This is a genomic window from Streptomyces sp. NPDC020917 (assembly GCF_044333795.1).
In the GTDB taxonomy this organism is placed as follows: domain Bacteria; phylum Actinomycetota; class Actinomycetes; order Streptomycetales; family Streptomycetaceae; genus Actinacidiphila.
On the sequence record NZ_JBIRRR010000018.1, the window covers coordinates 145,802 to 158,565 of the forward strand.

Below are 12,764 nucleotides of genomic sequence, written 5' to 3' on the forward strand. Positions count from 1 at the left end.
GCCTCCACTCGCGGCCGCGCGCCGCGACCGGGATGTGCCCTCCCGTCCACGCTAGCCGCCGGGCGGCACCCCTGCCCGCGGCGATCGGGCCCCTGGTCCCCGGGCCGAGGGCCGTTCGGCCCTCCCCGGGGTCTGCGCGGCCCCTGCCGGCGCCCGCGGTGCTGTGCGACGGTCGGAAGGTGGCAGGTGAACGACGCTCGCCGCCCGGACGGTCACCAGAGGGACGTTCGGACGGCGGACCGCCGCGGGAGAGACGGTCGCAGGAGAACGGCCTCGCCGAAAGGGGGCCCGCCGATGCGTACGACCGTGAGGTTCTGGCGCTGGCGCCGCAATCCGCTCAAGCGCGGCACCGACCGCGCCGAGGCGTGGAGCGCGGCGCTCCTGTCGGTGATGCTCTTCGCCGGGGCCCCCGCGGCCGGCGTGGCCACCGGGCTCGGCGTCGCCGCGGCCGCCTCCGACCCGCCCGCCGGCTGGCACACCACCGCGGCGGTCCAGACGCAGAAGGCGCCCCCGGCCCCCACCGGCTTCGGCTACGCCGACGGCCTGCCGGGCGTCCGCTCCCCGGTGCGCTGGACGACCTCCGACGGCCACACGCACACCGGGCAGGCGCTGGTGAGCCCCGGCAGCCCGGCCGGCAGCCGCGTCACCGTCTGGCTGGACCGCACCGGCTCGCTCCGCGACAACCCCGTCGACCCCACCCTCGTCCGGGCCCGGGGCGTCGCCTACGGCACCTGCGCGGCGACCGCGACCGCGCTGCTGGCCGGCGGTGCCTGGGCGGGCACGCGCCGCTACCTGGACCGGCGCCGGGCCGCCGACCTGGACCGCGAGTGGGCCCGCATCGGCCCGCAGTGGGGGACGGCCGCCCGCGGCTGACCGCCGCTCCACCCTGTGGCCGGACGGGGGCCGGACGGCCCCGGGCGGAGGCCGGACCGGCTCTGAGCGGGCACCGGGCCGCCGTGCGACGGTGAAGAGGACGGCAGGAACCGCGGACAACGGCAAGAACGCCACCACGACAACCTGGGCGACGTGCCCACCGGAAGGCGGTGCCACCATGAACAAGCCCCTGATCGTCGGTATCGACGGATCGGACTCCAGCCTGCGTGCCATCGACTGGGCGGTCGCCGAGGCCACCCGTCGCGACCTGCCGGTCAAGCTGGTGCACGGCTCGCTGTGGGAGCGCTACGAGGCGGTCAGGCCGGGCTTCGGGACCGCGGTGTCGTCCGGGCACGTCATGGCCGAGCACATCGTGGCGTCCGCGGCCGAGCGGGTGGCGAAGATCGCCCCCGAACTCGACGTGGCCACCACCCTGGCCGCGTCCGACCCGGGCATGGCGCTGCTGCGGGAGGGCGAGGCGGCCACCGCCATCGTCGTGGGCACCCGCGGCCGCGGCGCGATCACCGGGATGCTGCTGGGGTCGACGAGCCTGGAGGTCGCCGCGTACGCGACCTGCCCGGTCGTCGTGGTGCGGGGCGAACCCCCCAACGTCCGCGGCGAGTTCGGCCGGGTGTTGGTCGGAGTCGGGGCGCCCGGGGAGTCGTCGGCCGCCGTGGAGTTCGCGTTCGGGGCGGCGCAGGCGCGCGAGGCCGACCTGCTGGCCGTGCACGCCTGGCACCGGCCGGCCCGTGAACTGCCCGACACCGGGCACCTGTCGGGCGACGGATCCGATCCCGAGGCGCACGAGGCCGAGCGGTCCCTGGGCGCCGCCCTGCTCGCCACCGCGCAGGCGTACCCGAAGGTCACCGTGCAGTCGCGGCTGCCCGAGGGGCGGGCGCACACCGCGCTGCTGGACGCCGCGACGGCCAGCGACCTGATCGTGGTGGGCGCGCGGCGGCCGCGCGGCGGCGTCGGGATGCAGCTGGGCCTGGTCAACCACACCGTCCTCCACCATGCGGCGTGCCCCGTGGCCGTCGTACCGCAGCCGTGACCGGCCCCCGGGACGGCGTCGTGGCGGGCGTCTCCGGCGCCCATCCCGAGGTGAGCGCCCATGTGGTCGGCTGGGCGGCGGACGAGGCGGTCGCGCGCGGGCTGCCGCTGCGCATCGTGCACGCGCAGGACTGGCCGCGCGGCACCTCTCCCGACGCGGGCCCCGACCACCCCGCGCACGTGTGGTCGAAGCACTTCCGTGCCAACGGGGAGTCGCTGCTGACCGACGCCCGGCGCGTGGCGTCGGCGGACCGGCCCGCGCTGGCCGTGACGACCGAACTGGCCGACGGCCGGGCCGCGCGGGTGCTGCGCGCGGCCGCCGAGTCGGCCGACCTGCTGGTGCTCGGCGGCCGGCGGCTGACCGGCGTCGAGGGCGCGTTCGCCGGCGGCAGCACGGCGCACTCGCTGGCCGGCCATCTGCCGTGCCCGATGGCGCTGGTGCCCCAACCGGCCGCCGGCGTCCCGGACTACGCCCCGGTCGTCGTCGGCGTGGACGGCTCGTCCTCGTCGCACGTGGCACTCGACCTCGCGTACGCCGAGGCGGCCGCGGCGAAGGTCGACCTGGTCGCGGTGGAGGTGCGCCGACCGCGGGACTACACGTGGGCGGAACTGCCGGAGGACACCGAGCTGAACCTTGCCGAGGTGCTGTCCGGGTACAGCGAGCGCTATCCGGACATCGCGGTGAGCCAGGAGATCCTGTCCGGCCGGCCGGCCGTGGTGCTGGCCTCCGTGACCGGGCGGGCCCGGTGCCTGGTGGTCGGCAGCCGCGGGCTCGGCGGCTTCCGCGGGATGCTGCTCGGGTCGACCAGCAGGGCGCTGATCCACCACACGGAGTGCCCGCTGATCATCGCGCCGCTGCACGGCCGTTGAGGGCGGGCAGGGCGGCGGCGCGACCGCCGTCCGAGGTCCGGTGCCGTCCGGCCGGGGGGCGTGACGGCGCGGCAGGGACGGTCGGCCCCCTCCCCCGGCCCCGACCGGCCCTGACCCGTGGCCCGGACGCCCGGCCACAGTGGACATGGGCAACCACCCCACACCTGCCGGGAGGCGGAAGCGATGACGAAGCACAGGACCGTCGGCGATCTGATGACCCACTCGGTCCACCGCGTGCAGGCGGACACCCCGTTCAAGGAGATCGCCAAGCTGCTCGCCGACCACGACATCACAGCGGTCCCCGTCGTGGACGCGGACGACCGCCCGCTGGGCGTCGTGTCCGAGGCGGACCTGCTGCGCAGGGAGGCCGCCCAGCCGGACTCCTCCGGGCTCCTCGCGCTCCTGGACGAGCAGCCGAAGCCGCCCGAGCCCGGCCGCTCGGCGACGACCGCTGCCGAGCTGATGTCCTCGCCCGCGGTCGTGGCCCGTCCTGAGTGGACGGTGGTGCAGGCCGCCCGCGTGATGGACGCGCACCGGGTCAAGCGGCTGCCCGTCGTGGACGGCACCGGCCGGCTCGTCGGCATCGCCAGCCGCGCCGACCTGCTGCGGGTGTTCCTGCGCCGCGACCACCTCATCCGCGAGGAGATCAGCGGCGACGTCCTCGACCGCACGCTCGGCATCAGCGCCGACGAGGTGGGCGTGGACGTCACCGACGGCCGGGTGACCCTGCACGGCACCGTCGATCGGCGCAGCCTGATCCCCGTCGTGGTGAGGCTGTGCGAGGCCGTCGACGGGGTCGTCGAGGTCACCGGGACCCTCGACTACCGCACGGACGAGGCGGCGGCGGTCGCCCCGGCACCGGACCGCTCCAGGGTGCTGCCCTGAGGCGGCGCGGCAGGGCAGCCGGTCGCGGCCGTGCGAGGCGCGCCCGGAACGCGAGGGACCGCGACGGGAACGTGAGCCCTCGCGAAAGACCGAGAAGGACCGCGAAGGACCGCCAGGGATGAGGTGAGCGACGATGACCGCGCCCGTGGTGCTGGTCGCCTACGCGTCGAGGAACGGCGGCACCGCCGAGATCGCCCGGTGGATCGGCGACGCCCTCGAGCAGGAGGGCGCCGGCGTGGACGTGCTGCCGGCCGCCGGCGTCCGGGACCTGCACGGCTACACCGCCGTGGTGCTGGGCTCGGGCCTGTACGCGGGCCACTGGCTGCGCGAGGCGGTCCGCTTCGCGCGCCGCCACCGCAAGGCGCTGGGGTCGATCCCGGTCTGGCTGTTCAGCAGCGGGCCGCTGGACGCCTCGGCCGCGGAGCGCGAGCTGCCTCCCCAGCCCGGCGTGCGCAGGATCGCCGACGGGATCGACGCCGTGGAGCACGAGACGTTCGGCGGGCGGCTGGAGCCGGGCGCGCGCGGGCTGGTCGCGCGGATGATCCTCAGCCAGGGCAAGGGCGGGGACTTCCGCGACCGCGACCAGGTCACGGCGTGGGCCCGGCGGATCGCGGCGACGGCGGCCGTGGTCCGGCCGCAGCGCATCTGACGCCGGCGGGGGCCGTCGCCGGGGGTGCTGCCCGGCTACGCGTGCGGCGCGCCGGTGTCGCCGGTGTCGCCGGTGTCGCCGGGAACGTCCCAGTGCACGTCGACGACGCCCTCGACCGCGCGGACGAGGCGGGCCGCCACCGGGACGCGGGAGGTGTCGGCGACCCGGCCGCTGAGGGTGACCTCGCCGCCGGTGACCTCGACGCGGACGGGCGGCGGTTCGCCGGGGAACAGGTAGGCCACGACCTCCCGCCGCACCTCCTCGGCGATCTCCTCGTCGTCCCGCAGGAACACCTTCAGCAGGTCGCCGCGGCTGACGATGCCGCGCAGGTGCCGTGCGGCGTCCACGACCGGGAGCCGCTTGACCTTCGTCTCGGCCATGATGCGTGCCGCCCGCGACAGGGTGGCGCCGCTCTCCACCGTGACCGCGGGCGTCGTCATCAGCTCGTCGGCGTCCACGGAACCGGCCTTGACCAGGTCGTCCAGGCGGCGCAGCTGCGCGATCCGGCTCGGATCGGCGTCGCGGAACTCCTCCTTGGGCAGCAGGTCGGCCTCCGAGACCATCCCGAGCACCGTCCCGTCCGCCGCGACCACCGGCACCGCGGTGACCCGGTGCTCCTGGAGCACCCGCACGATCTCCTTGAACGGGGTGTCCCTGCCCACCGACACCACCGCCGCCGTCATCACGTCGTCGACGACATGCGGACCACCCGTCATCTCACGCCACTCCTCTCACCCACCCCCTCGTCCAGCCTCCCCCACCCGCCATCTCCCCGCCCGTCGGCCGCGGGGCCGCCGGGCCGCCGGGCCTCGGTGAGAGGGCCGTCAGTGGGTGAGGGCGGTCATCAGGAGGCGCATGGAGGCGGGAAGGGCCGGGCGGAGGGAGGTGGTGTCGGTGGGCCCGGGGAGGGTCGTGGTGGCCGAGGCGAGGGGGGCGCTGCCCGCGACGGTGAAGGTGTTGGCGGCCTGGACGCTGAGCGAGAGGACGGCGCCGCCGTGGACGACACCGAGGGCCTGGCGGGTGCGGCTGCCGGCGAGGTAGGCGCGGTCGCCGAGGCCGGGGTAGGCGGTGACGACCGTGGCCTCGCCGGGCGGGGGGACGGGGAGGAGGGACGCGCCGGGCGCCGGGGAGGCGGCCTCGTCGCGTACCGCGTCCTCGAACTCCGGCCGCGGGTCGTGCTTCTTGTGCAGGTCGACCGTGACCTCGACCGTGTAGTCCGTCGACCAGCCGTCCCCGTGCGAGACCGAGCCGGCCAACTGGCACGAGGTGTGGTCGATGGTGGCTCCGCGGCGGGTGGGCTGCGGGACCGCCGTCATGCCCGGGGCGCCGATCGCGTCGACGAGCGGCTGAAGGTGCAGCGAGGTGCACAGGTCGGAGGCGAGGCGGTAGCCGTGCAGGTCGGGTGCCGGCGTCCGGCCGTACCCGGTGACCTGGAGCGCGCCCGCGGCCAGGGCGGCCGCCGCCGCGAACCCGCCGAGCGCCCAGATCCACGGCGCCCGCCGGCCCGCGCCGGGTCCGCTCGCGGCCTCGCGCCAGGCCCGTTCGCCTCCGCTCAGCAGTTCCCGCGCGTCCTGGGTCCGGTCGCCCACGCCACCGTCGCCCGCGCCGCCCTCGCCCGCTCCGGTCCCGGGCTCCCCCGGGTCGATCTCCGGCTCCGTGATCACGCCGCCCCCTCCACGCCCTGGGGCCTCGCACCCCCGCAGCCTCGCGCTCCGCGCCCCTCATCGTAGGTGGGAGGAAGGAACGGGAGTTGCCGACCATGCTCGTGTCCGGCCTGAAGGACGAGGCGATCGCCCGCCGCCTGGGCGTGCACGTCCACACGGTCCGCCGGCGCATCACCCGCCCGATGCGGATGCTGAACGTGGAGACCCGCTTCCAGGCCGGCGTCCAGGCGACCCCTCAAGGGCTGGCTCACCGCCTGATCCCTGGCCAAGTCCGGCGACGGGCAGGACCGTTCGGTCGGCGCGGCCCCGCTCGAACCCGACGCGGACGGAGGGCGGTCCGGAGGCGAACGGCATACCCCAGGCTGACGACACGGCGCCACGCCGCGCGCACCATCGGAGGTGGACCCGGCGCGCGAGCCGGACGGCCCGGCGCGGGAGGCGGCATGCCGAGCAACGTGCGGATCACGGACGGCACGTTCGCCGCCCACATCGAACCGGCGATCGCCGTCAACCCGGCGGACCCGCGCAACCTCCTGGCCGCGTGCCGGGTGTTCCCGGGGCCGGACGCCGGGCGGACCGTCGGGGTGGCGGCCTACGCGTCGTTCGACGGCGGGACCACCTGGCGGGGACACGGCCTGCTGCCGGGCCTGGTACCGGACTTCGACGGCAACCCGACGGTGGCCTTCGACGGCCGCGGCCGCGGCTACGTGTGCTGCGTGGTGGCCGGCCGGGGGCGGCCGCGCCGCGGTGACGTCCTGCTGTGGCGCACCGACGACGGCGGGCGCCGCTTCCACCCGCCCGTCACCGCGGTCGCCGGCGGCCCCGGCCTGGCCGACCACCCGAGCCTCGCGATCGGCGCGGGCTGCGGCGCGTCGCACGCCTGCCTCCACCTGGCCGCGGGCCGGTACGGCACCGGTGACGACGGGGTGGTCCTCACCCGCTCCTTCGACGGCGGCCGCAGCTTCGAACCGCCGCGCAGGCTCGACGCGGACGCCGGAGCGCGGGCCATCGCGCCCGTCGCGGCCGCGGGGCCGGACGGCTCGCTCACCGTCGCCTACCTGACCCGCTCCCCAGGCGGCGGCGTGGCCCTGCGGGCCGTCGCGTCGGCCGACGGCGGCGAGACGTTCACCGCGCCCGGCACGGTGGCCGAGGTGCCCGCGATGGCGCCGGGTCTGGGAGACGTCACCGCCAAGAGCGGCCCGGCGCTCGCCGCGGCCCCAGGCGGCGGCCTGGTCTGCGCGGCACTCACCGCGTTCGACGAGGCGACCGGCGTCTCCCGGCTGCTGCTCGCCACCTCCGGCGGCCCCACGAGCCGTACCCCGGCGTGGAGTTCACCGCTCACCGTGGCCGCGGGCAGCGACGCCGTCCACCTGCAGCCCCAGGTGGCCGTCGCCGCGGACCGCCGCATCGCGATCTGCGTCTACGCCCTCTCCGTCGCCACCCTGCGCATGGACGTCCTGCTGCACGTCTCCGCCCCCGTGCCGGCCGGCTGCTGCGAACCCCCGTCCTTCGGGCCGCCGTTGCGCGTCACCACGCACGCCTTCGACCCGCGCCGGGCCGTCGGCACCGGCGACACCCGCTGGCTCGGCAACTACCAGGGCCTCGCCGCCTCCCCCGACCATGCCTTCCATCCGGCGTGGACCGACACCCGCACCGGCCGCCCCCACCTCTTCACCGCCCGCCTCCCGGGCGTCGCCAGCCCGCCCGCACTCAGGTAAGGTAAGGCTTAGTTATCCCATGTGTGGCCGGGGGCGTAGCCGTTCGCCCCCGGCCACACGCACGCCCTGCGCGGAACGCGGGTGTCTGGGGTACGGGCGTCCTCAACGCGCCCCTCAGCTGCGGGGCTTGGCGACGGCCGGGGTCCACCCGACCGTGAGGGCCCACTCGTTCGCCACGGCAGCCGTCACCGAGACGGCGACCCGCGCCTTGGCGCCGTCGAGGGCGATCTCGTCGTAGACGCCGGGGCCGGCCCCGCACTCGGCGGTGACGTCGGCGACGGCGCCCAGATGCACGACCACGGCACCCGGGCCGTCGCACGCCACCGCAACGCCCAGCGTCCCGCGCCGGATCCGCGTGACGTCGGCCACCCGCTCGGACCCGCGCCCGCCCTGGACCCGGACGAGGGCCTTCTGGCGCTCGGGCAGCGACAGCGGCCGCCCGGGGTCCGCCTCAACCGGCGCGGCCGAGGCCGCGGGCCGCGCCGCGGCCGCCGGTGCGGTGGCGGTGGTGGCAGCGGCCGCCGGAGCCGGATGCCCGGCCGAGGTGCAGCCCACGGCGCCGGCGAGGACCGCCAGGCCCCACGCGGTCGTGTACGCGGCGCGCATCGTCCCTCCCCTGAGTCGTCGTCGGAGCAGACGCTAGGGGGCGGAGGCCGCCGAAGGGAACATGCGGGAAGAACCTGCCCGGACGGCGGAACATCCGCACGTCCCTAGGCGGGGCCGGGAGCGTCGAGGAGGGACAGGAGGACGGCGGCCTCGGCGCGGAGGCGGGTGGCGTGGTCGGCGTGCGCGGGGGCCGTCAACTGGGCTGCGGCGTCCAGGCGTTCGTCGGCCTCGGCGCGTACGACCGCCGTCACCTCGTCCTCGCCCAGCTCGCGCCTTGCCGCTTCGGTGGCACCGGCTCCGACCGGGGACTGCTCGAGGGCCACGCCGCGCAGCGCGGACTCGTCCACGGGCACGGCCTCGGCGTTGTCCAGCGTGGCGAGGGCCGAGCGCAGGGCGCTGACCGCGACCTTGTCGCGGGCGCGCATCGCGTCCCGCAGGGCCTGGCGCATGTGGGCGCGGAGAGACATGCCACCGACCCTACGGCGGCGCCCCGGGGACCTCAAAGCGCTATTCCCGCAGCTCAGTGGAGCGGCCTCCGCCACCCGGCGGACCGGTGCCCCGGTCGAGGACAGCCGCGGGCGGCGGAAGGCGTTCGACACGCGGGGCGGATCGCGTTCACACGCTGACGGCCGACAACGGTCGCGCTGGTGGCCCTGCCCGGCGGGCGTCGTCTTGCGGGCCGGGCTTACGTGGTCGATGGCTGGCAACTGCCTGTCACCCCGTCAGGTGCCGGTGAGGCCGCGGCGGCCCGCCGGCGCCGAGCAGAGAAAGAGAACCCATGAGGCTTCAAGTCCCACGTACGGCAGTCGTGGCGGTCACCGCGGCCGCCGCGCTGCTGGTGGCAGGCCAGGCCGCTTCCGCCATGCCCGCCGGCGGGCCCGGCGGGCACGGCGGGCACGGCGGGAACAGCAAGAGCGACAAGGGCGACAAGGGCGAAAAGAGCGGCAAGCCGTTCCTCGGGCCCCTGCACACCGTCAGCACCGTCGCCTCGACCGTTCCCCGCAACAAGGACGTGAACCCGTACGGCACCTTCGTGATCGACAAGAGCGAGGGCCGGCTGCACCAGGGCAACGTGCTGGTGAGCAACTTCAACAACCGCAAGAACCTGCAGGGCACCGGGACCACCCTGGTGCAGGTCAGCCCCAAGGGGAAAGCCAGCCTCTTCGCGAAGATCAACCCGCGGCGCCTGCCCGGGGCGTGCCCTGGCGGCGTCGGGCTGACCACCGCGCTGTCCGTCCTGCCGGGCGGCTGGGTGGTGGTGGGCAGCCTCCCCACCGCCGACGGCACCTCCGCCACGGCGAAGGCCGGCTGCCTGATCGTCCTGGACAACCGCGGCAAGGTCCGTGAGACGTTCAGCGGCAAGGGGATCAACGGCCCCTGGGACATGACCGCGACGAGCCGCGGCAACCGCTCCGACCTGTTCGTCACCAACGTCCTCAACGGCACCGTCGCCGGCGGCGGCGCCGTCGTGAACCAGGGCACGGTCCTGCGCATCAGCCTCAAACTGCGCGGCGACAAGCCGCCGGTCAGGGTCGCCACCACCACGATCGGCTCGGGCTTCGCCCAGAAGACCGACCCGGCCGCCCTGGTCATCGGGCCGACGGGCGTGGGGCTGCGGGGCCGGACGCTGTACGTGGCCGACACCGTGGAGAACCGGATCACCGCGATCCCGAACGCGCTGGACCGGCGCACCAGCGCCGGCACCGGCAAGGTCGTGACGACGGACGACAACCTCAACGGGCCGCTCGGCCTGGCCATCGCCCCCAACGGGAACATCCTCACCGTCAACAGCGGCGACGGGAACATCGTGGAGACCACGCCCCGCGGGGCCCAGGTCGCCGTACGCACCCTCGACTCCAGCGGCACCCCGCCCGGAGCCGGCGCCCTGTTCGGACTCGCCGTGGCCACCTGCCCCGACCGGGTCTACTTCGTGGACGACGCCTCCAACACGCTGAACGTGCTCACCCGTCCGTGACACGCCCCGCCCGGCCGGGCGCGCGCCCCGACACCACCCGCGTCCGGGGCGCGACGCACCGGACACGGCCACCGGCTCCGCCTCCGGCCCACCGGCCGGGGGCGTGGCCGGGCTCCGGCGCGCCGGCCTGCGGCGCGGTCAGACCCCGCCGCCGGGACCGGGCCCGTACGGGCCCGGTCCCTCGTGGTCGCCCCCGTACAGGCCCGGGGTGTGGCCGCTGCGCAGATACGTGACGTCGCCGGTGCCCGCCGCGCCCCGCACCTCGTCCAGCCAGCTGTCCGACAGGTCCTGGTGGGGGGCCGGCCCGGCGGGCGGGACGTACGGCGCGGGACCGTTCGACGGGACATACGGTGCGGGCCCGGCGGGCCCCGGCGGCACGGTGAGGCTGCCGTAGCGCTCCATGCGCTGCCAGCGGAGCCGGGTGCCGGCCAGCGCGGTCGCCACGGACTGGATGACGACCAGGTACATCAACTGCCGGTAGAGGAACTGCTGGAGCGGCAGCGTCCACAGCGGCCCGGTGCGCTCGCCGTCCAGCCGGAAGGCGTAGGCGCTGATCACCGCCTGGAGCAGCAGGAAGCCCAGCCAGAGGCCGACGATCCGCACCGGGTCGAGGAAGACCAGGCCGTACACCGCGAAGACGTCGACGACCGGGGCGACCAGCGGTAGCAGGACCTGGAAGAGCAGCAGGTACAGCAGGCCGCGGCGGCCCAGTTTGCCGGCCTGCCCGGTGGCGGCCACCGCGCGGCGGTGCTTCCACATCGCCTGCAGCGTGCCGTAGCACCAGCGGTAGCGCTGCCGCCACAGGGCGCCGAGCGAGGCCGGGGCCTCGGTCCAGGCGACCGCGCCCCCCTCGTAGACGACGCGCCAGCCGTCCCGGCACAGCGCCATGGTCAGGTCGGTGTCCTCGGCGAGCGTCTCGTCGCTGACGCCGCCGACCCGCAGCAGCGCGCCGCGCCGGAAGGCACCCACCGCGCCGGGCACGGTCGGCATGCACTGCCCGAGGTCGAACAGCCGCCGGTCGAGGTTGAAGCCGACGACGTACTCGATGTGCTGCCAGCGGCCGAGCAGCCCGCGGCGGTTGGCGACCTTGGCGTTGCCGGACACGGCCCCGACCCGCGGGTCGGCGAACGGCTGCACCAGCGCGCGCACCGCGTCCGGCTCGAAGACGGTGTCGCCGTCGACCATGACCAGCAGCTCGAACGACGCCGCCGCGATGCCGGTGTTGAGCGCGGCGGGCTTGCCCGCGTTGGCCTGCCGGATCACCCGCACGTACGGCAGGCGCAGCGACTCGACCAGGTCGGCGGTGCCGTCGGTGGAACCGTCGTCGACCACGATGACCTCGACCGGATGGTCGGAGGCCAGCAGCGAGCGGACCGCGGCCTCGATCCCGGCGCTCTCGTTGAAGGCCGGGACGATCACGCTGACCGGCTCGACGACGGGCGGCCCCCATGCCCTGCCGCGGCGCCGGAAGTGCCGGCGTGCGGCGACCACCACGGCGGCGGCGCGCAGCACCGCGAGCACGCCGGCGGCGAGCAGCAGCCCGCCCAGGATCCGCAGGACCCATCCGCTGGCGTCGAGGGTGCCGATCAGGGCGAGCCCGAGCCGGTGGTCGGCGGCGCCGGCCGGGCGCACGACCCGCGCGACGCCGACGGCGTCCGAGACGGTGGCGAACCGGTAGCCGCGCGCGGTGAGCTGCGGCAGCAGCCGGTCGAGGGCGGCGACGGTCTGCGCGCGGTCGCCGCCGCCGTCGTGCATCAGGAGGATCTGGCCCGCGCTGCCGTGCGGGGTGGCGTTCGCGACGATCGCGCCGACGCCCGGGCGCTGCCAGTCCTCGCTGTCCAGCGTGGTCAGCACGGTCAGGTAGCCGTGCTTCCCGGCCGTCTCGACGGCGTCCCAGTCGCGGTCGGACAGGGCGTCGTTGACGGAGGAGTACGGGGGGCGCAGCAGGGAACTGGTCTGCCCGGTGGCGCCGGCCAGGGCCAGTTGCGCCTCGCGCAGCTCCAGCGAGCGCTGCCAGGCGGGGATCGTGCCGAGGTTGGCGTGGGTGAAGGTGTGGATGCCGATCTGGTTGCCGTCGGCGAGGATCTGCCGCGCCAGCGCGGGGTGGGCGGCGACCTCGGTGCCGACCACGAAGAACGTGGCGTGCACGTGGTGTCGGCGCAGCACGGCGAGGATCTGCGGGGTCCAGCGGGGATCGGGACCGTCGTCGAAGGTGAGGGCGATGGTGTGCGGTCCCGGGCGGGCGGTGCGGGTGGGAGTGACGGCCGTGTCGATCACCGGGCCGCCGTGGGCGACGGCGGCCGGCACGCGGTCCGCCGGGCCCTGGCCGGATCCCGCGGCGTCGTCGCCGACGCCGAACATGTGCTGCGTGTAGCCCTGGATGAGGAGTGTCCCGGCCAGGGTGAGGACCAGGACGGTCAGCAGCAGCCAGTGGGTGCGCAGTGGTGCGTTGGGCACCACTCCGCGGCGGCCGC

12 protein-coding genes are annotated in these 12,764 nt (G+C 76.0%); 7 read left to right on the forward strand and 5 right to left on the reverse strand.

What is annotated here, in order from left to right:
* Positions 1–294: 294 nt before the first annotated feature.
* From ACH4TG_RS30885 to ACH4TG_RS30905, 5 genes are all read left to right on the forward strand, one after another.
* Entirely contained in the window at positions 295–873 is a 579-nt protein-coding gene (locus ACH4TG_RS30885; RefSeq protein WP_398245886.1) for a hypothetical protein, read from the forward strand.
* A gap of 178 nt (positions 874–1,051) precedes the next feature.
* The gene (locus ACH4TG_RS30890; protein ID WP_398245887.1) at positions 1,052–1,924 is read left to right on the forward strand and encodes a universal stress protein; all 873 of its coding nucleotides are present in this window, start codon (positions 1,052–1,054) and stop codon (positions 1,922–1,924) included.
* Positions 1,921–2,793 (forward strand): universal stress protein, encoded by an 873-nt coding sequence (locus ACH4TG_RS30895; RefSeq protein ID WP_398245888.1) that lies wholly within the window; start codon positions 1,921–1,923, stop codon positions 2,791–2,793. The genes ACH4TG_RS30890 and ACH4TG_RS30895 overlap by 4 nt, the downstream gene beginning before the upstream one ends.
* A gap of 183 nt (positions 2,794–2,976) precedes the next feature.
* Positions 2,977–3,678, forward strand: coding sequence for a CBS domain-containing protein (locus ACH4TG_RS30900; RefSeq protein WP_398245889.1), 702 nt, complete (start codon positions 2,977–2,979; stop codon positions 3,676–3,678).
* A gap of 133 nt (positions 3,679–3,811) precedes the next feature.
* A complete protein-coding gene (locus ACH4TG_RS30905) occupies positions 3,812–4,327 on the forward strand; it encodes a flavodoxin domain-containing protein (protein WP_398245890.1) in 516 nt (171 codons plus the stop codon).
* A 35-nt stretch (positions 4,328–4,362) separates the two neighbouring features.
* Here ACH4TG_RS30905 and ACH4TG_RS30910 read toward each other — a convergent pair whose 3' ends face one another.
* Both ACH4TG_RS30910 and ACH4TG_RS30915 read right to left on the reverse strand, forming a co-directional pair.
* Positions 4,363–5,043 carry a CBS domain-containing protein gene (locus tag ACH4TG_RS30910; RefSeq protein WP_398245891.1) on the reverse strand — a complete coding sequence of 227 codons (681 nt, stop codon included), beginning with the start codon at positions 5,041–5,043 and terminating at the stop codon, positions 4,363–4,365.
* A gap of 108 nt (positions 5,044–5,151) precedes the next feature.
* On the reverse strand, positions 5,152–5,991 hold the full coding sequence (locus ACH4TG_RS30915; RefSeq protein WP_398245892.1) for a hypothetical protein: 840 nt from the start codon (positions 5,989–5,991) through the stop codon (positions 5,152–5,154).
* 443 nt (positions 5,992–6,434) lie between these two features.
* On the opposite strand from ACH4TG_RS30915, the gene ACH4TG_RS30920 reads away from it, so the two are divergent.
* Positions 6,435–7,709, forward strand: coding sequence for a sialidase family protein (locus ACH4TG_RS30920; protein WP_398245893.1), 1,275 nt, complete (start codon positions 6,435–6,437; stop codon positions 7,707–7,709).
* A 114-nt stretch (positions 7,710–7,823) separates the two neighbouring features.
* On the opposite strand, the gene ACH4TG_RS30925 is transcribed toward ACH4TG_RS30920, so the two are convergent.
* The gene (locus tag ACH4TG_RS30925) at positions 7,824–8,315 is read right to left on the reverse strand and encodes a hypothetical protein (RefSeq protein ID WP_398245894.1); all 492 of its coding nucleotides are present in this window, start codon (positions 8,313–8,315) and stop codon (positions 7,824–7,826) included.
* Between the two features lie 104 nt (positions 8,316–8,419).
* Positions 8,420–8,740, reverse strand: coding sequence for a hypothetical protein (locus ACH4TG_RS30930; protein WP_398245935.1), 321 nt, complete (start codon positions 8,738–8,740; stop codon positions 8,420–8,422).
* 353 nt (positions 8,741–9,093) lie between these two features.
* Here ACH4TG_RS30930 and ACH4TG_RS30935 point away from each other — a divergent pair, with 353 nt between their 5' ends.
* Positions 9,094–10,290 (forward strand): hypothetical protein, encoded by a 1,197-nt coding sequence (locus tag ACH4TG_RS30935; protein ID WP_398245895.1) that lies wholly within the window; start codon positions 9,094–9,096, stop codon positions 10,288–10,290.
* A 138-nt stretch (positions 10,291–10,428) separates the two neighbouring features.
* Here ACH4TG_RS30935 and ACH4TG_RS30940 read toward each other — a convergent pair whose 3' ends face one another.
* Positions 10,429–12,747 (reverse strand): bifunctional polysaccharide deacetylase/glycosyltransferase family 2 protein, encoded by a 2,319-nt coding sequence (locus ACH4TG_RS30940; RefSeq protein ID WP_398245896.1) that lies wholly within the window; start codon positions 12,745–12,747, stop codon positions 10,429–10,431.
* Positions 12,748–12,764 lie beyond the last annotated feature (17 nt).